This window comes from Arthrobacter sp. AL12, assembly GCF_029960645.1.
In the GTDB taxonomy this organism is placed as follows: Bacteria; Actinomycetota; Actinomycetes; order Actinomycetales; family Micrococcaceae; genus Arthrobacter.
The window spans coordinates 101,584-126,144 of the sequence record NZ_JASBQY010000001.1; the positions used below are offsets into that span (position 1 = coordinate 101,584).

Below are 24,561 nucleotides of genomic sequence, written 5' to 3' on the forward strand. Positions count from 1 at the left end.
TGGTCGTATGACGATCCACCCACTTGAGTTGCCGCCGACGGGCAACCTCTGGCGCACCGAGCAACTGTTGGACCTCGGTTATGGCTCACGGGCCATCCGTTCACTCCTGGAGTCGGGCACGCTCGTCCGGCTCCGACACGGCTGCTACGTCCGGGCCAGCGTGTGGCTCGCCCAGACCCCGAGTGCCCGGAGCAGGCAGCTCATCTATGCGCATGCCCACGGAACGCGGACGACGTCGACTGGCCGCTTCCTCTATAGCCACACGTCCGCAGCGCGCCTCCGCCGGCTTCACCTGTGGGACGTGGATGACGCAATCCATGTCCTCCAGAAGGTACGACCGTCGAACGAGCGCCACGGGAGGGACGTCCGCTGCCACACGCGTCCCTTCGCCGATGACGACGTCGCCGTTGTCAACGGACTACGGACAACATCCCTGGAGCGCACCGTTGCTGACTGCGCCATGATGCTGCACTTCAGGCAGGCACTGATCCTCACGGACCACGCGCTCCGGCTGGGCGCGGACCAATCCGCACTGCAGGCCTTGGCAGACTCGCTGGACGGCCGTCGGGGGATCCGGACGTTCCGCCGCGTGCTGGCCACGGCCGACCCGCGGTCCGAATCTCCCGGCGAAAGCCTGAGCCGAGAGCTGATTCTCCGCCTACGGATCAGGCCCCCGGTGCCGCAGTTTGAAGTGTCAAGCCGCGCCGGACGGCATCGCCTGGACTTTGCGTGGAAGGAGGAGATGGTCGCTCTCGAGTTCGATGGCAGAACCAAGTACTTCGACTACAGACCCACACCCGAGGTGATCTTTGAGGAACGGCGCCGGGAGAAAGCCCTCGAGGAAGAGGGATGGCGGTTTGTTCGCGTTGAGTGGAAGGACCTCTTCCGGGAGCAGGAATTCAAGAACCGCATTCTTCGCGCGTTGGCTGGCCGCCCAACGCCCTGAGCCGCTGGCCGCCGCCCTACGCGCCGTAGCTCGGTTCGCGCCTCTTGATCCAGCCGATCGAGGCCGCGGTGACCGGGACGAAGAGGAACTCCACGAGGGTCTTGTAGAGGAAACCCACGACGACATAGTTCACGAACGTGCCGACGTCGGTGATCCCAATCACGGAAGCGGCGATGCTGCAGAAGATCAGCGTGTCCACGAACTCGCCGGCGACCGAGGACCCCATGATGCGCGCCCAAAGGGACTTCTCCCCCGTGCGTGCCTTCATCTTCACGAGGATCCAGGCGTTGATGGTCTGCCCGGCCAGGAACGCCAGCAGGGAGGCCAGCACGATCAGCGGAACCGGGCCCAGCGCGCCTTCCAGAGCGGTCTGCTTGGCGACACCGAAGTCGTCGTCGAAGCCCGGCAAGGCGATGATGATCCAGTAACAGAGCGATGCAAAGACGGAGAGCGCGAAGGCGGTAATGATGGCCTTGCGGGCCACCTTGAAGCCATAAACCTCGCTGATGACGTCCCCGAGGATGTAGGCCAGCGGGAAGAGGAAGAAGCCGCCGTCGGTGATGACCGGGCCGATCGCCACGCCCTTCGATGCCCCGATGTTGGACAGAATCAGCACGACCGCCATGACGGCCAGCAGGATGCCGAAGTAGGAGGAACCAATGGAGGCGAACTTTGGCGGCGCAGCGGCCGGGAACGTCTGGGCGGAAGTCATGGGTATTCCATTCATAGTGGTTCGCTCGGCGTCCTGGGTCCTCGGGGAGAACCTCGCTGGCCAGCCGGCTGTATTAGCACTGGACGGGTCCGGAGAACTGGCTGCCGGAACCGTCTACCATTCTCTCACCCGCGGTCTGGAGTTGTTGTTGGAGTTGCGGCACGGGCCCGCCTCCCGTCTGCAGGCACGCCGACCGGCCTGGCTTTCGCGGCGGCCTCCCATCCGGCTACCCTCTCAACGACGACGGCGGGCCACCGGCCGCCGGAGCAAAGTCCCGGAGCCGGCAACCCGCCGTCGTCGTACTCACCGCCGGTTCGGCGGTCCACAAACGCTAGCGGCGCGAGGAGTCGACGAGGTCCTTGTCATCGTCCCTGCGGCCGTCGCCGGAAACTGCCGGTCCGGCAGCGGGCTCCCACGCGTGGCCTTGTTCGTGGTCCAGGTGGGTGGACTTCTTATTCTTCAGCGCGAAGATGTAGACCACCAGCGAGATGGCGATGGCCACGGTGACGTAGGTGAAGAACAGGTCCACGCGCTCGGCCTTCTGGAACGCCGCACCCAGCAGCGGAACCGTTCCGCCGAACAGCGAGTTCGCGATCGCGTAGCCAAGGCCGACGCCGAGGGCGCGGATGGAGGCCGGGAACAGCTCGGCCTTCACCAGTGCATTGATCGAGGTGTAGCCGCCGACGATCAGCAGGCCGCCCATCATGAGCAGGAACGCGGTGAACGGATCCTTGGTGCCGGCCAGGGTGGAGAGCAGCGGCCAGGTGAACAGGACACCGGTGATGCCGAACCAGAGCAGCAGCGGCCGGCGCCCGACCTTGTCCGAGATGATCCCGTAGACCGGCTGGAGCAGCATGAAGATGAACAGCGCCCAGAAGTTGATCACGGAGGTGTCGGTCTTGGCGATCCCGGAGGTATCGTTCATGAACTTCAGGATGAAGTTGGTGTACGTGTAGAACGCCACGGTGCCGCCGAGGGTGACGCCGATGCAGATCAGCAGCGGCTTCCAGTGCTGGGTGAACAGCAGCTTCATGGTGCCGGGCTGCGCAACGCCGGCCACGGCCGGAACCTTGGCGGCCTCGACCTGCTCGGCGGACACGGTTTCTTCCATCGAGCGCCGCAGCCACAGGACTACGAGCGCGGCCACGCCGCCAATAGCGAACGGGATACGCCAGCCCCACTCGGTCAGGGCGCCCTTGTCCATGGTGTTCTGCAGGATGACGAGGACCAGCAGGGCCAGCATCTGGCCGCCGATCAGGGTGACGTACTGGAAGCTGGAGAAGAATCCGCGACGCTTGGACGTGGCGGCCTCGGACATGTAGGTGGCGCTGGTGCCGTATTCGCCGCCCACGGAGAAGCCCTGGACCAGCCGCACCACGATCAACAGAATCAGTGCCCAGACGCCGATCTGCTGGGTCGTCGGAAGGATGGCGATGGCGAAGGAACCGGCGGACATGATCGTCACGCTGAGCGTCAGGGCCGCCTTGCGTCCCTTGCGGTCGGCATAGCGGCCGAAGAACCAGGCGCCGACCGGGCGCATCAGGAACGACGTAGAGAAGACGGCCATGGCCTCAAGGCCCGCCTGCAGCTCGTCCTTGGAATTGAAGAAATGCGACTGGAAATATGCCGCGAAAACTGTGTAAACGTAGAGGTCGTACCACTCCACGAGGTTGCCGGCAGAGCCTTTGAGAATATTGCTGACGGCTCTTCTCGTCTGCGCCGATTCGGACAGCTGGGTGCTCATCAATGAACCTTCCTGGATCCGGCGCCGCAAGAGGCAACACCGTCCGCCACCCTATTCCCCGTGATCCGTGACACGTGGGTTATGTTCATATTGGTCATACGCACAATGCGGCGGGTTTTCCTGGAATGGCAGGATAGGTCCATGACTTCCAACGCCACTGACTCCGCCACGCCGGCTGTTTCCGGCACCGCCCCCGACGCCGCCGCGGCCACCCCCGCCGTTGTCCTGACCATCGCCGGCTCCGAAGCGACCGGCGGCGCCGGCGCGCAGGCTGACTTGAAGACCTTCCAGGAACTCGGCGTCTTCGGCATCGCCAACCTGACATGCATCGTTTCCTTCGATCCGCAGGACAACTGGAACCACCGCTTCGTTCCGATCGACCAGCAGGTCATCGCCGACCAGCTCGAGGCGACGACGGCGGCCTACGGTGCCGCGTCCGGCGCGCCGTCCATGCTGGATACCGTGAAGATCGGCATGCTGGGCAGTCCCGCGACGATATCGACGGTCGCCGCGGCGCTGGCCGGCGCTGCGTTCAGGAACGTGGTGCTGGATCCGGTGCTGATCTGCAAGGGCCAGGAGCCCGGCCACGCGCTGGATACGGACCAGGCCCTCAAAGCTCAGATCCTGCCGCTGGCCACGTTTGTCACGCCGAACCACTTCGAGGCCGAATCCCTCTCCGGCCTCGAAATCACCGACCTCGAATCGCTCCAGGCTGCCGCCGTCCGGATCCACGAGCTCAGCGGCGCCGCGGTGCTCGCCAAGGGCGGCGTGCGCCTGGCCGGACCCGACGCCGTCGACGTCTACTACGACGGCGAGACGCTGGAAGTCCTGTCGGCCCCGAAGGTGGGCGAAGTGGCAGTCTCCGGTGCCGGCTGCTCGCTGGCCGCCGCCGTGACGGCCGAGCTCGCCAAGGGCGCGACGCCGCTGGAGGCAGCGAGGACAGCCAAGGCCTTTGTGACCGCCGGGATCCGGAACCGGGTGGCCTCGGGAGCGCCGTTCGACGCCCTCTGGCAGGGCGGCCCGCGCTAGCCGTACATACAACGCCCCCTCACGTCCGGCAGCTCCCGTCCGGAGGCCCCCTCACGTCCTGAGGAAGCGTCCGGTCTTTGCTTGCAGAATCAGAGGGAGCGTCTCATGATGGGCGGGGATCGGACACCCTGCCGATGAACAGCGGCAGCCCGGTCTCGACGTGGACGATTTCGTACTGGAACGGCCGGTCGAAGCGGACCACGTTCTTCGCGGCCACACCGCTGACGGCCCGCGCGTTGATCTGGGTGACGGCCGCGGCGATTGTGCCCTTTTCCGCCACCGTGATGTTGGCGGACTGGGCGGCCTCTTGGAGCTTAAGGCCGCGCTGGATTGAGTCGAAGCCGGCCCCGGTGTGCAGCATTTCCCGCAGCCCCAATGCGGTGAACACCTTGCGGAGCTCACAGTTGCTCTGCTGGTCCCACCTCGGCAGGAAGATTTGCGTTGGAGACGGGGCGGCCGTTTCAAGGTCCCGGGCAACGTCGGCAAGATCCTGCGCGCCCGGCCAGGAAGCCCCGGGGCCGGGCAGCACCAGCCGCATCACAAAGCCCTCCGCATAGGGCAGGTCCACTGCCTGCCAGCCCGCGCCCCCGGCAAAGGCAAGATCCTGCACGCCCGACATGGTGGGGACCGAAACCTGCCCGCCCTCGGGCGTCGTGAACGGCAACTCGGCGGTATCTGCCGGGTCGAAGGGGGTCTTCCACGCCGCGGCGAAGTACACCGCGTTGAGCATGCTGAAAGTGTTCCTACGGTCATACTTCGCGGGTGCCTTTTTGATCCGTCCGCCGGTGTTCTCGTTCACCCAGGCGTCGATCGCCGGCTTGGTGGCGGCCTCGTCCTGGAAGTCCACTGGGTACACTCCGGTCCCGTAATGCCGGGCCAGGGACTGCAGGTAGCCCTCCCCGGTGGGCTCGCCTGTGTCCACAAACAAGCCGTTTGCGGTGTGCAGGACCGGCTGGCGCGGAGGGTCCTTTTCGTCCACCGAGCCGGGGTCGCCGTCGAAGGCTTCCAGGGATGCCAACAGCGCGTTGACCGCTTCGTCCCGGTGCTCGGCGGGGAGTCCCAGCACGCTGTCCATCTCGGCAGCCGTCGCGCCGGACGCTCCGGCCCGCAGCATGGCCAGGGCAATCAGCAGGCTGCCCGGGGACGAAACCATGTTTCCTTTTCGGGCGTCCCCGCCGTCTGCCAGCAGCGCGGCGCCCAGCTTCCGCGCCGATGCCCGGAGCTGGGCCAGCTCCGCCGGGTAGGCGGACTGTTCCGCCGAAACGCGTTTGACGCCGTCGGCCATCAGCAGCGCTGGCGGCGAGACTGAGCAAGCCGTGATCGCCAGCGCCACGGCCGCCGCCCCGGAACCGATCCTCGCCAACGCCTTCTGCTTCATCATGCCCCAGGGCCCGCCTTACGGTGACAGTGGAACGGCGGCGCTCCACCTAGGGCCAGTAAACCAGCGAGTCGGACCGAAGGCGACGGCGTCCGGGTCACGATTTGCCCTCCATTTGATTGGCGCACCGCCGCGGAGCCGGTTCAGCGCCGTGGGATGTTGCGGAGATTGCTGCGCGCCATGCTGACGGCCTCGCCGGCGCCTTGGACATTGCCGTGGCGAATCCCAGGACCTGGGCGCCCTTGATCTTCGGCGGTAGGGAGAGCGCCTTGGGGTCGGTGATCAGCTCCACCAGGGACGGGCCAGGATGGGCGAAGGCCTGCCGGTAGGCGGCCTCGATGCGGGTCGGGTCCGTGACGCGGACGGCGTGGAACCCCAGCGCCCGGGCCACCGTGGCGTAGTTGGCGTCCGGCACGTCGACGCCGAAGTCCGGGAGCCCGTCCACCAGCATCTCGAGTTTGACCATGCCCAGGGTGGAATTGTTGAAGACCACCACGTTCACGGGAAGCCGGTGTGCGGCCACCGTGATCAGCTCCCCCAGCAGCATCGACAGACCTCCGTCGCCCGATACACGACCTGGCGCCCCGGGTAGGCGAGCTGGGCGCCAATGGCGTGCGGAAGCGCGCTCGCCATCGACCCGTGCAGGTACGAGCCGATCAGGCGGCGGGTGCCGAGCGGGTTGATGTACCGGGCGGTCCAGACGTTGCACATGCCGGTGTCGGCGGTGAAGATCGCGTCCTTCGCCGCTACCTGGTCCAGCACCGACGCGGCGTATTCGGGGTGGATCGGCTCCTTGGTCTCCACCTTGCGGGTGTAGGCGCCGACCGCCTTGTTCATCAGCCGGTCGTGCTTCTTCAGCATCGCATTCAGGAAGCGGCGGTTCTTCTTTGGTTGAAGCAAGGGTGTCAGTTTCAGAAGTCGTGTGCACTGGATCCCGGGGAAGTACGGGGCGAGTGCAGAGGACTGTTGACATCGGGCTGTCAGAAGTCCCGTGCACCGACATGTAAATCGTCAGAAGTCGCGTGCACCAACGGTCAGGCTGATAAAACCAATGCCGCTGTCGCTTAACCCGCCGGCGAAGTCCAGCAGGTCTTTCACGCTCCGCCCGAGGCGGTCCAGCTTCCATACGACGAGGGTGTCACCGTTGCGTAGTTGGTCCAGTGCCTGGGCGAGTCCGGGGCGCGTGGCTTTGGTTCCGCTGATGGTGTCCTCATAGATGCGGTGGCATCCTGCAGCCCGCAGCGCACCGCGCTGGAGGTCAAGGTTCTGGTCCCGTGTGGAGACTCTGGCGTATCCGATGCGGTGAGTAGTCATGCGGGCATGGTCGGCGGCTGTCATCGCAAGGGCGGTTTTCCACGGAACGGCGCCGGTGTTTAGCAGTGCGCGGCGGGCACCACCATTCTCGAATCAACCTGTTCTTGAAATCCTTCGGTATAGAGAATTCCTTACACGCGGCGAATGAGGGGGACCGGCCGGAGTAGCATAGGTGCATAGCAATGCACATATGCACTTAATGGAGTTGGACTGATGCTGTCGATTTTGCGGAATGTGACCTACAGGCGACTGTTCGCCGCCCAGATCGTGGCCCTGATTGGGACCGGGCTGCTGACGGTCGCCCTCGGGCTGCTGGCGTACGACCTGGCGGGCCGCAACGCGGGTGCGGTCTTGGGCACGGCGCTGACGATCAAGATGCTGGCCTACGTGGGTCTGGCGCCGGTGATCACTGCCCTGGTGGCGCGGCTGCCGAAAAGGCCGGTGCTGATCGGCGCGGACCTGGTCAGGGCGGCTATGGCTTTGTGCCTGCCCTTCATCACGGAGACGTGGCAGATCTATGTGGTGATTTTCCTGCTGCAGTCCGCCTCCGCAACTTTCACGCCGGCTTTCCAGTCGCTGATCCCCACGATCCTGAAGGACCAGCGGGACTACACACACGCACTCTCGCTGTCCCGCCTGGCCTATGACATGGAGGCACTCGTCAGCCCGGCCGCCGCGGCGCTGCTTCTGACCGTTCTCAGCTACAACAAGCTGTTCCTTGGCACGGTAGCCGGCTTCCTGTTCTCGGCGTTCATGGTCGCCATCACGGTTCTGCCCCGGGTCGCTGCGCCGGCCGGGCCGCAATCGTCCGTGTGGCACAGGACGACTCTGGGCGCGCGGATCTTCTGGATCGACCGGCGGCTGCGGTCTCTGCTGGCCCTGAACCTGGTCGTCGCCGCCCCGACTGCCCTGGTGCTGGTCAATACCGTGATTTACGTCCGCGACGTGCTGCGCCGTCCCGACGCTGATCTTGCCCTGGCTCTGGCGTGTTTCGGTATCGGGTCGATGCTCGTCGCTTTGTCCGCGCCGCGGATACTCGACCGGTTCGGGGACCGCGCAGTGATGCTCACCGGTGCCGCCGTGATCCCGCTGGCTCTTGCCGGCGTAACAGCCGTGACATTCCTGGCAACCCCGGACGCCGGGTGGTGGCTGCTGCTGGCACTGTGGATCCTGCTCGGGGCCGCAAATTCAACGATCCTCACCCCGTCGGCGCGCCTCTTGCGCGAAGCCTCCGATGAGCACACCCGCCCGTATGTATTCACGGCCCAGTTCTCCCTGTCCCACGCCTGCTACATCCTGACCTACCCCCTCGCGGGCTGGGTCGGCGCGCAGGCCGGACTGGGCTGGGCCGCGCTGGCCCTGGCAATCATTGCGATAATCGGCAGTGCAGGAGCATTCCTGTCCTGGCCACGGCACTCACCCATGCCGATCACCGCATCCGCCACACCGAAGGAATCCGTTGAGCACAGCCGATGAACAGCCGTCCCTGGTCCATCCGGTCACCCCCGGACCGGAACATCTGGCAGCGGCCAGCGAAACGCTGCGGATGCTCGCCGAACCCACCCGCCTCCATCTGCTGTGGCAACTGAGTGCGGGCCCGCGGACCGTCACGGAGCTGACGGAAGGTTCCGGGGTGCCCCGCACCGTGGTCAGCCAGCACTTGGCAAAGCTCCGCCTCGGCGGTCTGGTTGATACCCGCAAAGATGGCCGGCATATCATCTATTCCCTCCGCGACGGGCACCTCATCCGGCTCATTCACGAAGCCATCAACCACGCAGACCACATCGTCACCGGCGAGGCCCGTCACGGATGAGCAGCCAGGCACTGCCATGATGAATCCGTGACTATCGCAAAAACCATCCTGCTGTTCGTCCTGGCCGCGGCGGCCGAGATCGGCGGGGCGTGGCTCGTGTGGCAGGCAGTCCGCGAGGGCAAGGAATGGTGGTGGGCCGGACTCGGGGTCCTCGCCCTGGGCATCTACGGCTTCGCCGCGACCCTGCAGCCTGACGCCCACTTCGGCCGGATCCTCGCCGCCTACGGCGGCGTGTTCGTCGCCGGCTCCCTCGCCTGGGGAATGATCTTCGACGGCTTCCGGCCAGACCGGTGGGACATCACGGGTTCGGTGATCTGCCTGCTCGGCGTGGCCGTGATCATGTTCGCTCCGCGCGACGCCGGCTGATCCCCGGTTCCAGTACACAATTGCATGAATACACGCGTGGATGTACTTTTGCTGTATGGAAACCCTCACGCACGCCCCGGTGCTGGCACGGTTCGGCTACGCGGTCTCGGATCCCACCCGGGCCCGGATTCTCCTGGCGCTGGCCACCGAATCTGCCTACCCGTCGAACCTGGCCGATTCCCTCGGGGTCTCACGGCAGAGCATGTCCAATCACCTGACCTGTCTTCGCGGCTGCGGCCTGGTCGTGGCTGTCCCGGATGGCCGGCGGACCCGGTATGAGCTCGCCGACGCCCGGTTGGGTCACGCCATCACGGACCTGCTCGGTGTGGTGCTGGCCGTTGACCCGGCCTGCTGCGCACCGGACGGGACGTGCCTGGCGTGACCACGACGATTCAGCTTGCGCCGACGGCCGTCCGCCGTGCCGTTCTGAGCCGGCGGATCCGGCTGTTCGCGGCCGCGACCATCACCTACAACATCCTCGAGGCCGCCGTTGCGCTCTGGGCGGGCAACATGGCTGATTCCTCAGCACTGATCGGTTTCGGACTCGACTCGGTGATCGAGGTCGCGTCCGCCCTCGCCCTGTCCTGGCAGTTTTCGGCCAAGGACCCTGAACAGCGCGAACACCTGACCCTGCGGATCATCGCGTTCTCCTTCTTCGCCCTCGCCGCGTTCGTCACCGTGGACTCGGTCCGGTCCCTGACCGGCGGCGGCGAAGCCCAGCACTCGACACCGGGCATCGTGATCGCGGCCCTGTCCCTGGCCATCATGCCGGTCCTGTCCTGGCTTCAGCGCCGGGCCGGCCGGGAACTGGGCTCCAGGACCGCGGTGGCAGATTCCAAACAGACACTGCTGTGCACGTACCTCTCCGCGGTCCTGCTGGTGGGACTGGTGCTGAACAGCACGCTGGGCTGGTGGTGGGCCGACGCCGGCGCAGCCCTCGTCATCGCCGCGATCGCCGTCCGCGAGGGCATCAACGCCTGGCGCGGAGACCTCTGCTGCACCGTCCCGCACACCGAAGATGCCCCCGACGCCGAAACGGACGATTGCTGCTCCGCCCCTGAAATGGGCGCGGACGGGCTCCACGTCGGCGGCCGGGCTGATTCGGACGCACCCCTCACATCGAAGAGGGACGCTGAGGAATCCGGGGCCACGGGCTGCTGCGAAGGCTGTGGTTCCAGTCCTGAACCGAAGACTCTCGGTCTGTCCCTGCGCCCCGGGAACGGCTGAGCCATGGACTACGAACTGCGTACCATCCAGGGTTGCCCGAACAGCGGTCCGGCCCTGGATCTGTTCCGTCAAGCACTGGCAGCCGAAGGAAAAGACACCGGACGCGTAACGGTCCGTGAGGTAGCTTCCGAGGACGAGGCGCAGGCGCTGCGTTTCCACGGTTCACCGTCGTTCATCGCGGACGGACGGGACTTGTTTCCTGCCGGGTCCACACCCGCCCTGAGCTGCCGCGTTTATCGCTCGGAGGACAAAATGGCGGGGCTTCCCTCCGCCGAGATGTTGCGCGCCGCCGTGCGTGGTGTCGGCCCGGACGCATGAGCGGTCGGCAGTCCAGGCTGGACTGTCCAACCGGTCAGCAGGTTTTGCCCCGGCACTCGCACCCCGGAGGTGCCCACGGGCGGATATGACCGCACGCCACCGGCAGCACCCGGGCTGATCGTTCCCTGCGTTTGGCCCGCCTACCGCGGCGGAGGACTGGGACTCAACTGTCGGGCGTGGAAGTCGAAGTGAAGTGTGGGGTAGGCGTAGACGTCATTGAGTGTCATGGTCGGGGCGAAGAACGGATCCCAGCGGTCAGGGAATGGCATAGATCTTGAAAGCGACGTGGGGCTCTCGCGTTCAAGTCTGCGGGTGATCGCGGTGAAGGTCTTGTCGAGTTTCCGGCCCATCCGTTGCCTGTTGTAGACCAGGGCAGCGGCCCGGGAGCCCCAATAATTCACGACGTCGAACGGACGTGTTCCCGCGTTGAGGACGGCGGCGAAGACCTTACCGACGGGCTTGGGAAGCCTGCTGATGACATGGACCATCGGAAGCAGGGCGCGCACAATCATGTATCCGAAAACCATGTGGAACAGCAGCTCCTCGTTGGTCCACCGGGTTCCGTTGCTCCTGCGTCGAAGATCCGCGGCCGACGCGCTCTCCAGCCAGGCGTCGAGGGCATGGCGCGCGCGGCAGTATCCGGCCAGGATGTCCGCCTTGGATGGTTCCACGTCGTGCCGTCCCCTTCTTCAGGCCTGGATCCGGATGAGGTCCGGCAGGTCCGAAATGCGTTGTCTCTGGCCTCATTATGGGTCGTGACAGGGCGACGCCGGAGCGTTTGACAGCAATAGGGGCATAGACGGTAGCCGGCGGGTGCAGACGACTTCTGACATTCCGTGCAGACGACTTCTGAAACTGACAAAGGGTATCAGCGCGGCGAGGGTCGGCAGCACGTCGCCGTGGACTGCGATGTCGACGTCGGTGCGCCGGCCCAGTTTATGGGCCGCCCGTTCCACCTGCGCGGTAGGGGTTTCGGGCAGGAACTGGTCATAGGGAAAGTCGGTGCCGAGGAGGACCAGCAGATCCGCGTCCTCGATCCCCTCGGCGGCAGCGCCGTAGCCCAGCAGCCCGGTCATGCCGATGTCGTACGGATTGTCGTACTGCATAAAGTCCTTGCCGCGGAGCGAATGCCCGATCGGTGCGTTGACGGCTTCCGCCAGGGCAATCACCTCGTCGTGGGCGCCCTGGACACCGGCGCCGGCGAAGATCGCCACTTTTTCGGCTGCGTTGATGGCATCGGCAAGTTCCTGAACGCTGGCGGGATCCGGCGTCAGCGACGCCGGCCGGAAAGCGGCAGGGACCGGGGTGGGAGCCGTTGCCGCCAGCCCGGCAATGTCCCCGGGCAGGGTGACGACGGCGACGCCCCGGAGGGCGACCGCGTGCTGGATGGCACTGTGCATGACCCGGGGGGCCTGTTCGGCGGTGCTGACCAGCTCGGAATACACCGAGCACTCGTTGAACAGCCGGCCTGGGTGCGTCTCCTGGAAGAAGCTGCTGCCAATTTGCTTGCTGGGGATGTGCGATGCGATGGCCAGCACCGGTGCTCCGGAGCGGTTGGCGTCATACAGGCCGTTGATCAGGTGCAGGTTTCCTGGCCCGCAGGATCCTGCGCAGACGGCCAGACGTCCGGTCCGCTGTGCCCCCGCGGCCGCCGCGAACGAATCCATTAGCTGACACCGCCCAATATAGTCCGGCCACCCGCACAGAACCCGAGGGAGCGTCACGGCAAAACGCGCAAAAACGTGAAGGAGCGTCAGGTGTCAGCTCCCCGAGTGGGCCTGAAGAAAGCTGTAGACCTCGGTCTCGTCCACGCCGGGGAACGCGCCCGGCGGCATCGCGGCGAGCAGGTGCGAATGCGCCCGCGCCGAGGGCCAGGCGTTGCCGGCCCACTCCGAGGTCAGCGCCGCCGGCGGGCGCCGGCAGCAGCTTTCGTCCGGGCAGGTCGATTTGGACCGCTCCGCGGTGTCCCGGCCGCGGAACCACTTCACCTGGGCGTACGGGACGCCGACCGAAAGCGAGAACTCGCCGTTCGCGGAGCGCTCGGTCCGCGCCGTGCACCAGAACGTCCCGGCCGGGGTATCCGTGTACTGGTTGTACGCGGAGAACTTGTCCGGCACGTCGAAGACCACCCGGGAGGTCCAGTTCTTGCAGGACGGCTGGCCCTCGATGGCGCCGGTGTGGTCCTGCGGGAACGTCACGCCGTCGTTCTCGTAGGCCTTGTAGATGATGCCGCTCTTGTGGGTCTTCTGGAAGTGCGTCCGCAGGTCCAGGTGCTGGGTGGCGAGGTTGGTGAAGCGGTGCGCGGCGGTCTCGTAGGACACCGCGAAGGCGTCCCGGATGTCCTCCACCGCGATCTCCTTGGCCTGCTTGGCTTTCTGCAGGAACTCCACGGTGGCCTGCTCCGGCAGCAGGAGCGCGGCGGCGAAGTAGTTCGTGGCCACGCGCTGCATCAGGAAGTCGCCATAGTTGGTGGGCGTCTGGTGCCCCAGCACGTAGTGGCCCAGCGCCTGCAACAGCACCGAACGCGGGTCGTGGTCGCTGCGCGCGTTCTGGGTGAGATAAATCCGGCGGTTCTTCAGGTCGGTCACCGAACGGGTTGAGTGCGGCAGGTCGCCCACGTGGTGGAGGGTAAACCCGAGATGCCCGGCGATATCCGCGATGACGTGATGGGACAGCGGGCCGCTGGTGTGCCCGACGGAGGCCAGCACCTTCTGCGCCTCGGCCTCGTACTCCGGGAAGTAATTGTTCCGCTCACGCATCATGGCACGCAGTTCCCCGTTCGCGCGGCGGGCCTCTTCCGGCGTCGCGACCTGCTCGTTGAGCCGGCGCTCCAGCTCGTGCTGCAGCCCCACCATGGACTCCAGCACATCCATCGGGAGCCGGGAGCTGATGCGGATCTTGGGCAGCTTGAGGGACTCGTAGATGGGGCTGCGCTGGTAGCGCTCCAGCTCAATCTCCAGCGCGGCGCGCCGGTTGGGCGGCTCCGCGCCCAGCAGCTCGTCGATGCTCACGCCGAGTGCCCCGGCGAGCTGCTGGAGCAGTCCGAGCTTGGGCTCGCGTTTTCCGTTCTCGATCAGGCTCAGCTGGCTGGGGGCCGTTCCCACCGTGGCGCTCAGGTCATCGAGCGTGAGCCCGGCGGCCTTGCGGAGGTGGCGGACACGGCGGCCCATGCTGATGACGTCCACCTCCGGGACGGCGGGCGAGGCGGCGGAGGCGGGACGATTCCAGCTGGCGGGGTGCATTTATTGAGAATACGCGAAGAAGTGCATTTCTTTCCACTCTTTTCATCTAGAAAGCCGGTTGAAAGTACAGAAAAGTAGGTCTTACGGAAAAGTTACACCGCACCGGATCATCCAGTCGCACTGCGAGGAAGCAGTAAGACCGGCCCGGGCCCCACTAAGGAGACAAAGATGACTGCAGCATTTGAGCCCACCCAGACGCCCGAACAGCAGGCCACCGCACTGGAGCTCGAGTGGGCTGCCAACCCGCGCTGGGAAGGTGTCACTCGGGACTACAAGGCCTCCGACGTCGTCCGCCTCCGCGGCCGCGTCTCCGAGGAACACACCCTGGCCCGCCGCGGCTCCGAGAAGCTGTGGAAGCAGCTCACCGAGGAGAAAAAAGAGGGCAAGTACACTAACGCCCTCGGCGCCCTGACCGGAAACCAGGCCGTGCAGCAGGTCAAGGCCGGCCTCCGCGCCATCTACCTCTCCGGCTGGCAGGTCGCCGCCGATGCCAACAACTCCGGCCACACCTACCCGGACCAGTCCCTGTACCCGGCCAACTCGGTTCCGACCGTGGTCCGCCGCATCAACAATGCCCTGCTGCGCGCCGACCAGATCGAGTTCTCCGAGGGCATCCAGACCGTCGAGGACTGGATGGTCCCGATCGTCGCCGACGCCGAGGCCGGCTTCGGCGGCCCCCTCAACGCCTACGAGCTGATGAAGTCCATGATCCAGGCCGGCGCCTCGGGCGTGCACTGGGAAGACCAGCTCGCCTCGGAGAAGAAGTGCGGCCACCTCGGCGGCAAGGTCCTGATCCCCAGCCAGCAGCACGTCCGAACCCTGAACGCCGCCCGCCTGGCCGCCGACGTCGCGGGCACCCCGTCCGTCATCATCGCCCGCACCGACGCCGAGGCAGCCACCCTGATCACCTCCGACGTCGACGAGCGCGACCAGGAATTCGTCACCGGCGAGCGCACCGCGGAGGGCTTCTACAAGGTCCGCAACGGGATCGAACCCTGCATCGCCCGGGCCAAGGCCTACGCCCCCTACTCCGACCTCATCTGGATGGAGACGGGCACCCCGGACCTGGAGCTGGCCCGCAAGTTCGCCGAAGCCGTCAAGGCCGACTTCCCGGACCAGATGCTTTCCTACAACTGCTCCCCGTCGTTCAACTGGAAGAAGCACCTCGACGACGCCACGATCGCCAAGTTCCAGCGCGAACTCGGCGCCATGGGCTTCACCTTCCAGTTCATTACCCTGGCCGGGTTCCACGCACTGAACTACTCGATGTTCGATCTCGCCCACGGTTACGCCCGTGAAGGCATGAGCGCCTACGTCGAGCTGCAGGAGAAGGAATTCGCCTCCGAATCCCGCGGCTACACCGCGACCAAGCACCAGCGCGAAGTCGGCACCGGCTACTTCGACGACATCGCAACCGCGCTCAACCCGAACGCATCCACCCTGGCTCTGGTGGGATCCACCGAAGAAGGCCAGTTCCACTAAACCCCAGCTTTTCCCGCCAGTTGCCCTATCACTTTTGGTCCCCATCGGCCTCCCTTGGAGACCAAAAGTGATAGGGCAACGGCGGACATTCAAGGAGCAACAACCATGAACAGCTTCACTGACGACTACACCATCAACGGCGTTACGTTGACCGCACAGCCGATCTGCCGGCAGAGCGAGGTCCTGACTCCTGATGCCTTGGCATTTGTTGCCAAGCTGCACAAGGCAACCAAGGGTCGGCGCCTGGAGCTGTTGCAGGCCCGCCGGGACCGCCGCCAGCAGATCGGCAAGGGCCAGGACCCGCGGTTCCTCCGCGAGACCGAGTCCGTGCGGAACGACCCGAACTGGCGCGTTGCTCCCCCGGCCCCGGGCCTGACGGACCGCCGCGTGGAGATCACCGGTCCGGTGGACAAGAAGATGACCATCAACGCGCTGAACTCAGGCGCCAAGGTGTGGCTCGCGGACATGGAGGACGCTTCCACCCCGTCGTGGCGCAACGTCATCCAAGGCCAGCTCAACCTCACTGACGCCCTTGAGCGCCGGATCGACTTCACCACCCCCGAGGGCAAGGAGTACAAGCTCCGCCCCGCCGGGGAGCTGCCCACAATTGTGGTCCGGCCCCGAGGCTTGCACCTGCCGGAAAAGCACATGCTCATTGACGGCACCCCGATCGCCGGCGGGATCGTGGACTTCGGCCTGTACTTCTTCCACAACGCCCGCCGCCTGATCGCCCAGGGCAAGGGCCCGTACTTTTACCTGCCGAAGATCGAGAACCACCTCGAAGCCCGCCTCTGGAACGACATCTTCGTCCTCGCCCAGGACCTGCTCGGCATCCCGCAGGGCACCATCCGCGCCACCGTGCTGATCGAAACCATCACGGCCGCGTTCGAAATGGAGGAGATCCTCTACGAACTGCGCGATCACGCCGCGGGCCTGAATGCCGGCCGCTGGGATTACATTTTCTCGCTGATCAAGAACTTCCGCACCCGCGGACCGCGCTTCGTCCTGCCGGACCGCAGCCAGGTCACCATGACCCAGCCGTTCATGCGCGCCTACACCGAACAGCTGGTCCGGGCCTGCCACAAGCGCGGCGCCATGGCGATCGGCGGAATGGCCGCAGCCGTCCCCAACCGCAAGGACGCCGGGGCCAACGCAATCGCCCTCGAGAAGGTCCGCATCGACAAGACCCGCGACGCCGCCGACGGCTTCGACGGCTCCTGGGTGGCCCACCCGGACCTGGTTCCGGTCTGCCGCGAGGTGTTCGACGGTGTCCTCGGGAACCGTCCGAACCAACTGGACCGCCTCCGCGAGGACGTCACCCCGGATGACCGCGCGCTGCTCGACATCGCCTCCACCACCGGCACCATCACCGAACAGGGCATCCGGAACAACATCGAGGTCGGCATCCGCTACATCGAGTCCTGGCTCCGCGGCAATGGCGCCGTCACCATCCACAACCTGATGGAGGACGCCGCCACCGCGGAGATCTCCCGCTCGCAGCTGTGGCAGTGGATCTTCTCCCGCGCCATCACGGACCAGGGCGAGGTCATCACCCGCGAATGGGTCGAGGACATGCTGGACGAGGAGTTCGTCAGGCTGGAACGCTTCGAAGGCGACCGCTTCGCCGATTCGCGGGAAATCTTCGAGGAAGTCACCCTCACCGCGGCGTTCCCCGCCTTCCTGACACTTCCGGCCTACGACAGGTTCCTGCATGAAGCGAGCGACGGCGGCCACCTCCCCACGGAGGATTCCGCCCTCGTCGCCGCCTAAGGCCAGGAGCACACCGGAAGGTACAGATTTCCGTCTGCTGGGCTGCCATGCCCTTCGCAACAGGCACCCCCGAGATCCGGGGCGGTGGCCCAGCGACGGAAGACCCCTCGGGGACTCGACAACGGCGTCGAGGTGACAGTTAAGGCCCATGTTCGCCATGAACATGGGCCTTAACTGTCACCTCGGCGCGTGGGACCTCGGCGCGGCAGCCCAGGCAGTCCGGGGGGACAGCGCGGGGCAGCGCGGGCAGGGGGGCCCGCGGGTCAGTGCGCCTTCGGGACGTGCCGGAGGGACAGCGCGGTCCCGAGGATGAACATCGCGACCGAGCCGAGCACCATCAGCAGCGGCCCGGTCCACGAGCCCGAGACCCCGTTGGCATAGCCCAGCAGGGTCGGCGCCAGGGCACCGAAGGAGTAGCCCACACCCTGCACGACGGCGGACATCCGGCCGGCCGAGGCCTGGTCCCGGGCAAGCCGGATGATGGCGATGAAGATGAGCGTGATGCCGCCGCCCTGGGCGATGCCGCCCAAGGAGGACCACAGCCACCACAGCTCCGGCGCCAGCAACAGGCCCACCGGGACGGTCACCCACAACAGCCCCAGAGTGAGCCCCACCGTCGTCGTGCTGGCGAAACGGGCCACGAGCGGCACGCCCAGGCCGCCCACGATGGCGAGGATCTGGAACAGAGAGGAGCCTGCGCCCGCCTCCGCGGCCGTCATGCCGAGTTCGTCCGCGAGGATGCTGGGCAGCCATGCGGTCACACCGTAATAGGAGAACGCCTGCCCGGCGAATCCTGCGGTCAGCCCGACCGTGATCCAGCGCGACGCGCGCTTGATTCCGGCACGGGCCGGCTCCGGGGCGGGAACCGGTTCGGGCCGGAACGCCCGGCTGCGGAAGGCGAGCACCCAAACAATGAGGGCCGCGACGGCGAAGAGCCCGCAGGCGGCGAGGGCCAGCCGCCAGCCAAGAAGCTCGGCCAGCGGCGCCATCACCATGGCGGTGACAAAGGAGCCGATGTTGAGGGCCGCGGTATAGATGCCCATCGCCGTGCCCTGCCGGGCGGGGGCAAAGTCGCGCCGGATGATCAGCGGCACCACGATGTTGCCGATCGTGATGGCGACGCCGAGAATCACCGTGCCGAGCATAACGACGGCGCCATTGCCGGCCGACCGCACGATCACGCCCAGCAGGACACCCAGCAGGGTGAGCGTGATGGCGACTTCCGCGCCGAGCCTGCGTCCGGTCAGGGCGGCGAGCGGCGCGGCGAGGGCGAAGCACAGCACCGGGATGCCGGTCAGGAGACCCAGTTCCACCGGGGAAAAGCCCAGTTCCGCCTGCATGAGGCCGACCACCGGCGCCACGGCCACGAACGGGCCGCGCATGTTCAGGGCGATGAGCCCGATGGCTGCCAGCAGGATCCAGCTGCGGGGCACGTTCGCCAGGACGTTGGCGCTCATGGGTGCCGCGGCTCGGCCGGCGGGCAGAAATATGCTTTCATCAGTCCCATTGCTATCACGGGCCCCGGCCGGACCCGGCGATTGTGACACCCGCGCGGATCTCCGGCGTCAGCCCGTCGCCTGCAGGGTCGCCTCGATCACGGCCGGCGAGAGCACATACTGGGTGACCATCTGGCTGGCACCAAGGATCGCGGACTGGTCCCCCGCGATGGACAGCCCGATCCGCAGGTGGGTGGTGGCCAGCGGCAGCGAGCGCCGGTAGACCACCTCGCGGACCCCCGCCATGAGGTGTTCGCCGGCCTGGCCGAGGCTGCCGCCGATCACGATGACGGACGGATTGAGCAGGTTCACGACGGTCGCGAGCACGTCGCCCAGGTCGCGGCCCGCCTGGCGCAGGGCCTGGATCGCCCGCAGGTTTCCCTCTGCCACGAGCCGCAGCACGTCGCCCCCGTTGTCGGCCTCCAGTCCCTGCAGGGTGAGGGCATGCGCGACGGCGGGGCCGGAGGCGAGCGCCTCAAGGCAGCCGTAGTTGCCGCAACGGCAGAGCACGTCGTCGCCGCGCGGCACCCGGACGTGGCCGAGGTCCCCGGCCGTGCCGTTCGCACCGCGCTGGAGCTGGCCGCTGCTGATGATGCCGGCGCCGATTCCCGTGGCGACCTTGATGAAAAGGAAGTTCTCGTGTTCCGGCCAGTAGGCGGTCCGCTCCCCCAGCGCCATGATGTTCACGTCGTTGTCCACCAGCACCGGGACCGGCAGCGAGCGCTGGACGTGCCGGACGACGTCGAACCCGTCCCAGCCGGGCATGATCGGCGGTTTCACCGGCATCCCGGTGGCATGCTCCACCGGGCCGGGCAGGCCGATGCCGATGCCGGCGAGGCCGTCCTTGCCGCGTCCGGCCTGGCCCAGCAGCTTGATGCCTTCCGACACCACCCGGTCCAGCACGGCCTCCGGGCCGTCGGCGACATCCTGGGCCAGCCGGCACTCCGCCAGCACCGTCCCGCCCAGGTCCGTCACGGCGATGATGACGTGGGTGGCCCCGACGTCGACCGCCAGAACCACACGGGCGGCGGGGTTGAAGGCAAAGCGCGACGGCGGCCGGCCGCCGCTCGAGCTGGCCTCGCCTGCCGGGCCGACCAGTCCGGAGTGCATCAGGGCGTCGATGCGGGACGCGACGGTGGAACGCGCCAGCCCGGTGGTGAGAGCCAGTTCGGCGCGGGTGCGGGCTTTGCCGTCGCGGAGGAGCTGGAACAGGTCCCCGGCACGGGACAGACTGCCGGCGACCTGTAGCGCTGAGCTGCCACTGGTACCTTCCCGGACGGGACCTGAGACCGCGCTTCGATTCATACCAGAATGAATAGCACGGATGCTTATGAGTGTCACAACCCGATATGCTGTCGCTGCTGTCGTGACTTTTGATTGACGTCTGGCAAAAGTACTTCTAGCTTGGAGAAGATGCAGCACCAGCCCACAGCCAGCGGCTACAAATCCAGGAGAACCATGTCCTACTCACTCCAGCTTTACACCCTCCGCAACGCCATCCAGGCGGACCTTCCCGGCACCATCAGACGAGTCGCCGAGATCGGTTTCACCCAGGTTGAGCCCTACAACTTCGTGGCCACGGCCAAGGAACTCGGTGCCGCACTGAAGGAGAACGGCCTCACCGCACCGTCCGGCCACGCCCCGCTGCTGGGCCAGGACCAGGACGAAATCTTCGCCGCCGCCAAAGAACTGGGTATCAGCACCGTCATCGATCCGTTCCTGCCCGCCGAGCACTGGCAGAAGGCCGAGGACATCCAGGCCACCGCCGCGAAGCTCAATGCAGCCGCGAAAAAGGGCGCCGAATACGGCATCCGGGTCGGCTACCACAACCATGCCTGGGAGCTCGAGTCCACCATCGAGGGCCGCACGGCACTGGAATACTTCGCGGATCTCCTGGACCCCGAACTGGTCCTGGAAGTGGACACCTACTGGGTTGCCGTAGGCGGCCAGGACCCCGTCGACATCCTGACCAAACTCGGCGACCGGGTAAAGTTCATCCACATCAAGGACGGCCCGCTGACCGCCGAAACCAAGGCGCAGCAGCCGGCTGGCCAGGGCAAAATCGCCGTCTGGGACGTTGTCGGCGCCGCCAAGTCACTGGAAGTCGGCGTGGTGGAGTTTGACGACTACGCGGGCGACATCTTCGAAGGCATTGCCGAGAGCCTCACATACCTGCAGAGCGGTTCCGCCAGCACCCAGGGCGCGAACGCATGAGCGCCGCAGCGAACCGTGCCGCAGCGAACCAGGCAACCGGACGCGGCCCCGTGGGCGTCGCCGTCATCGGCGCCGGCAACATCAGCAAGCAGTACCTGGACAACCTGACAGTCTTCCCGGACCTCAAGGTCCACGTCATCGCCGACCTCTTTGAGGACGCCGCCCAGGCGCGCGCCAAGGAATACGGCATCGCCGAGTGGGGCGGTGTGGACGCGGCCTTGAACCACCCCGACGTCGAGATCATCGTGAACCTGACCATCCCGGCCGCGCACGTCGAGGTGGCCACCGCGGCCGTCAAAGCGGGCAAACACGTCTGGACTGAAAAGCCGTTCTCCCTGGACCGCGACTCGGGACTCGGGCTGCTCAAGGCCGCCGACGCCGCCGGCATCCGGCTGGGCTGCGCCCCCGACACGTTCCTGGGCGCCGGGCTCCAGACCGCACGGCGGCTGATCGAACGCGGCGACATCGGCACCCCGCTGACCGCCATGACCACGTTCCAGACCCCCGGGCCGGAATCCTGGCACCCGAACCCTGCGTTCCTGTTCCAGTACGGCGCCGGGCCGCTGTTCGACATGGGACCGTACTACCTCACCGCCCTGGTGCAGACCTTCGGTTCTATCCGGAAGGTCGCTGCCGTCGGCTCCAAGTCCAAGGAGATCCGCGTGATCGGGTCCGGGCCGAAGGCCGGGGAGGAATTCACCGTCGAGGTTCCCACCCATGTGTCCGCGATGGCCCAGTTCGAGAACGGCCGGTCCTCCCACAGCGTCTTTTCCTTCGAATCCCCCCGGCAGCGGATGGGGTTCGTCGAGATCACCGGGACCGAGGCGACCATCTCCCTGCCTGACCCCAACCATTTCACCGGCGAGGTGCGCCTCTGGCGTGCCGGCGACGAGGAGTGGACGGTCATCCCGGCAACCGGACCGAGCCAAGGCCGCGGGATGGGTGTGCTGGACATGGCTCGCTCCCTCCGCGCCGGGGTCCCGCACCGCGCCACCGGCAACCTCGCATACCACGTGCTGGACACCATGGTCTCGATCTCCGAGTCGATGGAATCCGGCACCTTCATCGACGTCGACAGCTCCGCCCCCGCGTCCGCAGCCCTCCCCGAGGACTGGGACCCCACCGCCTCCACCCTCTAGGAACCCAGTCATGACTTCCCAAGATTCCGCGGCCCCCCATGCCCCGCCCGGCCCGCCCGCCGGGACCGGTTCACCGCTGGGCGTGGCCATGATCGGCTACGCGTTCATGGGCAAGGCCCACTCGAACGCCTGGCGCAATGTGGCCAGCTACTTCGATGTCCCGGCCTTCGAGCAGCGCGTCCTGGTCGGGCGCGAAGCAGCCGGGGTCGCCGAAGCCGCCGCCAAGTACGGCTGGGCGGAGTCCTCCACGGAGTGGCGCGAGGTGATCGCCCGCGACGACATCCAGATCGTGGACATCTGCGCCCCCGGCTTTATGCACGCTGAGATCGCCGTCGCCGCGCTCGCCGCCGGGAAACACGTGCTGGTGGAAAAACCGCTCGCCAACACCCTGGCGGAGGCCGAGTCCATGGCCGCGGCGGCCCAGTCGGCCCGCAGCCAGGGCGTCCAGTCCATGGTCGGCTTCAATTACCGGCGCATCCCCGCCCTGGCCCTGGCCCGGGAACTGATCGGCGAGGGCCGGCTGGGCGCGATCCGGCATGTCCGGGCGGCCTATCTGCAGGACTGGCTCGTGGACCCGGAGTCGCCGATGACGTGGCGGTTGAACAGGGAAACCGCAGGCTCCGGGGCGCTGGGTGACATTGCCTCCCACGCCATCGACCAGGTGCTTTTCCTGCTCGGCGACCAGGTCACCGAGGTCTCCGGCCGGCTGCACACCTTCACCACCCAGCGGCCGGGCGCCCACGGCCTGGAAAAGGTGACGGTCGACGACGCCGCCTGGGCGACGCTCTCCCTCGCGTCCGGGGCGGTCGCCTCGGTGGAGGTCTCCCGGATGGCCACCGGCCAGAAGAACTCGCTCAAACTGGAGATCTACGGCGAGAAGGGTTCGATCCTGTTCGACCTGGAGGACCTGAACGAACTGGGCTTCCTGGACGCCACCGTCCCGGTCCGGGAACAGGGCTTCCGGCGCATCCTGGTCAACGAACCGGTTCACCCGTACGCGGCCGCCTGGTGGCCGCAGGGCCACGTGATCGGCTGGGAGCACACCTTCACCCATCAAATCCGTGACTTCCTCGTCGCTATCGGCAGCGGCAGCCAGCCCTCGCCGTCGTTCGAGGACGGTCTGACCGTCCAGCGTATTCTGGCCGCAGTCGAGGAAAGCGCGGCGGCCAAGAGCGCCATCATCCAACTGGCCTCCGGCCCCGCCACCATTCCGCCAACTGAAGGAGCCTGACATGGCCCGCCCGTACACCCTGTTCACCGGCCAGTGGGCCGACCTGCCCTTCGAGGAAGTCGCGCGTTTGGCCGCTGGCTGGGGCTACGACGGCCTGGAAATCGCCGTCTCCGGTGACCACCTGGACGCCTGGCGCTGGGACGAACCCGGCTACGTCGAGGCCAAACTCGCCGTCCTGGAGAAGTACAACCTGAAGGTCTGGGCCATCTCCAACCACCTCAAGGGCCAGGCCGTCTGCGATGACCCGATCGACTTCCGGCACGAGGCCATCGTCGGCGCCAGGGTCTGGGGCGACGGCGACCCCGAAGGCGTCCGCACCCGCGCCGCCGAGGAAATGCAGCACACCGCCCGGCTCGCCCGCGCGTTGGGCGTGGACACCGTCGTCGGCTTCACCGGCTCCTCCATCTGGCAGTACGTCGCCATGTTCCCGCCCGTTCCGGAGAAGGTGATCGAGGCCGGCTACCAGGACTTCGCCGACCGCTGGAATCCCATCCTGGACGTCTTCGACGAATGCGGCGTCCGCTTCGCCCACGAGGTCCACCCCTCCGAGATCGCCTACGACTACTGGACCACGGTCCGCACCCTTGAGGCGATCGGCCACCGGGAGGCCTTCGGGCTGAACTGGGACCCGTCCCACTTCATGTGGCAGGGCATCGACCCGGTCTCCTTCATCTGGGACTTCAAGGACCGGATCTATCACGTGGACTGCAAGGACACGAAGCTGCGGCCCACCGGACGGAACACCGTGATGGGTTCGCACCTGCCCTGGGGCGACCCGCGCCGGGGCTGGGACTTCGTCTCCGCCGGCCGCGGCGACGTGCCCTGGGAATCGTCCTTCCGCGCCCTGGCCGCGATCGGCTATGACGGCCCCATCTCGATCGAATGGGAGGACGCCGGCATGGACCGGCTCCACGGCGCCCCCGAAGCACTCGCCGCGCTCAAGAAGTACGACTTCCCGGCGTCGAACACCTCCTTCGACGCGGCGTTCAAGCAGTAACCGCACGCCGCGCGCCCAGGATCCGCTACGGTTCCGGACACCCGCGACGCAACCGGTCCGGCGCATCGTGGATCCGCGCTGCGCCGGACCTTTTCGGACGCCCAGGGCCGATTTGGTAGCGGAATCTTCGGGCAATCGTCACA

At 66.7% G+C, this 24,561-nt stretch carries 21 protein-coding genes and 3 pseudogenes; 14 read left to right on the plus strand and 10 right to left on the minus strand.

Going from position 1 to position 24,561, the window contains the following annotated elements:
* Nucleotides 1-7 precede the first annotated feature (7 nt).
* The gene (locus QK291_RS00450) at nt 8-946 is read left to right on the plus strand and encodes a type IV toxin-antitoxin system AbiEi family antitoxin domain-containing protein (RefSeq protein ID WP_282378038.1); all 939 of its coding nucleotides are present in this window, start codon (nt 8-10) and stop codon (nt 944-946) included.
* 16 nt (nt 947-962) lie between these two features.
* Here QK291_RS00450 and QK291_RS00455 read toward each other — a convergent pair whose 3' ends face one another.
* Nucleotides 963-1,658, minus strand: coding sequence for a queuosine precursor transporter (locus QK291_RS00455; protein WP_282378040.1), 696 nt, complete (start codon nt 1,656-1,658; stop codon nt 963-965).
* Nucleotides 1,659-1,989: 331 nt separating this feature from the next.
* Complete coding sequence (locus QK291_RS00460; RefSeq protein ID WP_282378042.1) at nt 1,990-3,402, minus strand: MFS transporter; 1,413 nt, start codon at nt 3,400-3,402, stop codon at nt 1,990-1,992.
* Between the two features lie 141 nt (nt 3,403-3,543).
* On the opposite strand from QK291_RS00460, the gene QK291_RS00465 reads away from it, so the two are divergent.
* Nucleotides 3,544-4,431 (plus strand): hydroxymethylpyrimidine/phosphomethylpyrimidine kinase, encoded by an 888-nt coding sequence (locus QK291_RS00465; RefSeq protein ID WP_282378044.1) that lies wholly within the window; start codon nt 3,544-3,546, stop codon nt 4,429-4,431.
* 103 nt (nt 4,432-4,534) lie between these two features.
* Here QK291_RS00465 and QK291_RS00470 read toward each other — a convergent pair whose 3' ends face one another.
* The 3 genes and pseudogenes from QK291_RS00470 to QK291_RS00480 all read right to left on the minus strand — a co-directional run.
* The gene (locus QK291_RS00470) at nt 4,535-5,809 is read right to left on the minus strand and encodes a serpin family protein (protein WP_282378903.1); all 1,275 of its coding nucleotides are present in this window, start codon (nt 5,807-5,809) and stop codon (nt 4,535-4,537) included.
* 97 nt (nt 5,810-5,906) lie between these two features.
* Nucleotides 5,907-6,670: pseudogene (locus tag QK291_RS00475) on the minus strand (thiamine pyrophosphate-dependent enzyme).
* 171 nt (nt 6,671-6,841) lie between these two features.
* Nucleotides 6,842-7,123: pseudogene (locus tag QK291_RS00480) on the minus strand (recombinase family protein); the annotation flags it as partial.
* Between the two features lie 234 nt (nt 7,124-7,357).
* Here QK291_RS00480 and QK291_RS00485 point away from each other — a divergent pair.
* The 6 genes from QK291_RS00485 to QK291_RS00510 are packed head-to-tail and all read left to right on the plus strand — an operon-like array spanning nt 7,358 to nt 10,847.
* A complete protein-coding gene (locus QK291_RS00485) occupies nt 7,358-8,599 on the plus strand; it encodes an MFS transporter (RefSeq protein WP_348994540.1) in 1,242 nt (413 codons plus the stop codon).
* Nucleotides 8,583-8,936 carry a metalloregulator ArsR/SmtB family transcription factor gene (locus QK291_RS00490; RefSeq protein ID WP_282378048.1) on the plus strand — a complete coding sequence of 118 codons (354 nt, stop codon included), beginning with the start codon at nt 8,583-8,585 and terminating at the stop codon, nt 8,934-8,936. The genes QK291_RS00485 and QK291_RS00490 overlap by 17 nt, the downstream gene beginning before the upstream one ends.
* A 27-nt stretch (nt 8,937-8,963) precedes the next feature.
* Nucleotides 8,964-9,302 (plus strand): YnfA family protein, encoded by a 339-nt coding sequence (locus tag QK291_RS00495; RefSeq protein WP_282378050.1) that lies wholly within the window; start codon nt 8,964-8,966, stop codon nt 9,300-9,302.
* Between the two features lie 55 nt (nt 9,303-9,357).
* On the plus strand, nt 9,358-9,684 hold the full coding sequence (locus tag QK291_RS00500) for a winged helix-turn-helix domain-containing protein (protein WP_282378051.1): 327 nt from the start codon (nt 9,358-9,360) through the stop codon (nt 9,682-9,684).
* On the plus strand, nt 9,681-10,529 hold the full coding sequence (locus tag QK291_RS00505) for a cation transporter (protein ID WP_282378053.1): 849 nt from the start codon (nt 9,681-9,683) through the stop codon (nt 10,527-10,529). Before QK291_RS00500 ends, QK291_RS00505 begins: the two co-directional genes overlap by 4 nt.
* A 3-nt stretch (nt 10,530-10,532) precedes the next feature.
* Complete coding sequence (locus QK291_RS00510; protein ID WP_282378055.1) at nt 10,533-10,847, plus strand: hypothetical protein; 315 nt, start codon at nt 10,533-10,535, stop codon at nt 10,845-10,847.
* Between the two features lie 140 nt (nt 10,848-10,987).
* On the opposite strand, the gene QK291_RS00515 is transcribed toward QK291_RS00510, so the two are convergent.
* The 3 genes and pseudogenes from QK291_RS00515 to QK291_RS00525 all read right to left on the minus strand — a co-directional run bounded on the left by QK291_RS00515 (nt 10,988) and on the right by QK291_RS00525 (nt 14,089).
* Nucleotides 10,988-11,518, minus strand: a complete 531-nt coding sequence (locus QK291_RS00515; RefSeq protein WP_282378057.1) for a DinB family protein — start codon at nt 11,516-11,518, stop codon at nt 10,988-10,990.
* 192 nt (nt 11,519-11,710) lie between these two features.
* Nucleotides 11,711-12,508: pseudogene (locus tag QK291_RS00520) on the minus strand (thiamine pyrophosphate-binding protein); the annotation flags it as partial.
* 99 nt (nt 12,509-12,607) lie between these two features.
* Nucleotides 12,608-14,089, minus strand: coding sequence for a helix-turn-helix transcriptional regulator (locus QK291_RS00525; RefSeq protein ID WP_282378060.1), 1,482 nt, complete (start codon nt 14,087-14,089; stop codon nt 12,608-12,610).
* A 168-nt stretch (nt 14,090-14,257) separates the two neighbouring features.
* On the opposite strand from QK291_RS00525, the gene aceA reads away from it, so the two are divergent.
* Both aceA and aceB read left to right on the plus strand, forming a co-directional pair.
* Nucleotides 14,258-15,571: an isocitrate lyase gene (aceA, locus tag QK291_RS00530; protein WP_282378062.1), complete on the plus strand. Its 1,314-nt coding sequence runs from the start codon at nt 14,258-14,260 to the stop codon at nt 15,569-15,571.
* 105 nt (nt 15,572-15,676) lie between these two features.
* Nucleotides 15,677-17,341 (plus strand): malate synthase A, encoded by a 1,665-nt coding sequence (gene aceB / locus QK291_RS00535; RefSeq protein ID WP_282378065.1) that lies wholly within the window; start codon nt 15,677-15,679, stop codon nt 17,339-17,341.
* A gap of 263 nt (nt 17,342-17,604) precedes the next feature.
* Here the strand turns inward: aceB and QK291_RS00540 are convergent, their stop codons facing one another.
* Together QK291_RS00540 and QK291_RS00545 are read right to left on the minus strand one after the other, a co-directional pair.
* Nucleotides 17,605-18,798 carry an MFS transporter gene (locus tag QK291_RS00540; RefSeq protein ID WP_282378067.1) on the minus strand — a complete coding sequence of 398 codons (1,194 nt, stop codon included), beginning with the start codon at nt 18,796-18,798 and terminating at the stop codon, nt 17,605-17,607.
* Nucleotides 18,799-18,906: 108 nt separating this feature from the next.
* Nucleotides 18,907-20,142 carry an ROK family protein gene (locus QK291_RS00545; protein ID WP_282378068.1) on the minus strand — a complete coding sequence of 412 codons (1,236 nt, stop codon included), beginning with the start codon at nt 20,140-20,142 and terminating at the stop codon, nt 18,907-18,909.
* Between the two features lie 153 nt (nt 20,143-20,295).
* On the opposite strand from QK291_RS00545, the gene QK291_RS00550 reads away from it, so the two are divergent.
* From QK291_RS00550 to QK291_RS00565, 4 genes are read left to right on the plus strand one after another with little or no spacing between them, the layout of a single operon-like run.
* Entirely contained in the window at nt 20,296-21,051 is a 756-nt protein-coding gene (locus tag QK291_RS00550) for a sugar phosphate isomerase/epimerase (protein WP_282378070.1), read from the plus strand.
* Nucleotides 21,048-22,190 carry a Gfo/Idh/MocA family oxidoreductase gene (locus tag QK291_RS00555; RefSeq protein ID WP_282378073.1) on the plus strand — a complete coding sequence of 381 codons (1,143 nt, stop codon included), beginning with the start codon at nt 21,048-21,050 and terminating at the stop codon, nt 22,188-22,190. The genes QK291_RS00550 and QK291_RS00555 overlap by 4 nt, the downstream gene beginning before the upstream one ends.
* A gap of 10 nt (nt 22,191-22,200) precedes the next feature.
* Nucleotides 22,201-23,421: a Gfo/Idh/MocA family oxidoreductase gene (locus QK291_RS00560; RefSeq protein WP_282378076.1), complete on the plus strand. Its 1,221-nt coding sequence runs from the start codon at nt 22,201-22,203 to the stop codon at nt 23,419-23,421.
* Between the two features lies 1 nt (nt 23,422).
* Nucleotides 23,423-24,418 carry a sugar phosphate isomerase/epimerase family protein gene (locus tag QK291_RS00565; protein ID WP_282378079.1) on the plus strand — a complete coding sequence of 332 codons (996 nt, stop codon included), beginning with the start codon at nt 23,423-23,425 and terminating at the stop codon, nt 24,416-24,418.
* Nucleotides 24,419-24,561: the final 143 nt, after the last annotated feature.

Coding starts and splice junctions, on each gene's coding strand:
- QK291_RS00450 (WP_282378038.1), top strand. CDS start 8: ATGACGATCCACCCACTTGAGTTGCCGCCGACGGGCAACCTCTGGCGC.
- QK291_RS00550 (WP_282378070.1), top strand. CDS start 20,296: ATGTCCTACTCACTCCAGCTTTACACCCTCCGCAACGCCATCCAGGCG.
- QK291_RS00465 (WP_282378044.1), top strand. CDS start 3,544: ATGACTTCCAACGCCACTGACTCCGCCACGCCGGCTGTTTCCGGCACC.
- QK291_RS00555 (WP_282378073.1), top strand. CDS start 21,048: ATGAGCGCCGCAGCGAACCGTGCCGCAGCGAACCAGGCAACCGGACGC.
- QK291_RS00525 (WP_282378060.1), bottom strand. CDS start 14,089: ATGCACCCCGCCAGCTGGAATCGTCCCGCCTCCGCCGCCTCGCCCGCC.
- QK291_RS00545 (WP_282378068.1), bottom strand. CDS start 20,142: ATGAATCGAAGCGCGGTCTCAGGTCCCGTCCGGGAAGGTACCAGTGGC.
- QK291_RS00565 (WP_282378079.1), top strand. CDS start 23,423: ATGGCCCGCCCGTACACCCTGTTCACCGGCCAGTGGGCCGACCTGCCC.
- QK291_RS00460 (WP_282378042.1), bottom strand. CDS start 3,402: ATGAGCACCCAGCTGTCCGAATCGGCGCAGACGAGAAGAGCCGTCAGC.
- aceA (WP_282378062.1), top strand. CDS start 14,258: ATGACTGCAGCATTTGAGCCCACCCAGACGCCCGAACAGCAGGCCACC.
- QK291_RS00510 (WP_282378055.1), top strand. CDS start 10,533: ATGGACTACGAACTGCGTACCATCCAGGGTTGCCCGAACAGCGGTCCG.
- QK291_RS00560 (WP_282378076.1), top strand. CDS start 22,201: ATGACTTCCCAAGATTCCGCGGCCCCCCATGCCCCGCCCGGCCCGCCC.
- aceB (WP_282378065.1), top strand. CDS start 15,677: ATGAACAGCTTCACTGACGACTACACCATCAACGGCGTTACGTTGACC.
- QK291_RS00455 (WP_282378040.1), bottom strand. CDS start 1,658: ATGACTTCCGCCCAGACGTTCCCGGCCGCTGCGCCGCCAAAGTTCGCC.
- QK291_RS00500 (WP_282378051.1), top strand. CDS start 9,358: ATGGAAACCCTCACGCACGCCCCGGTGCTGGCACGGTTCGGCTACGCG.
- QK291_RS00540 (WP_282378067.1), bottom strand. CDS start 18,798: ATGAGCGCCAACGTCCTGGCGAACGTGCCCCGCAGCTGGATCCTGCTG.
- QK291_RS00470 (WP_282378903.1), bottom strand. CDS start 5,809: ATGAAGCAGAAGGCGTTGGCGAGGATCGGTTCCGGGGCGGCGGCCGTG.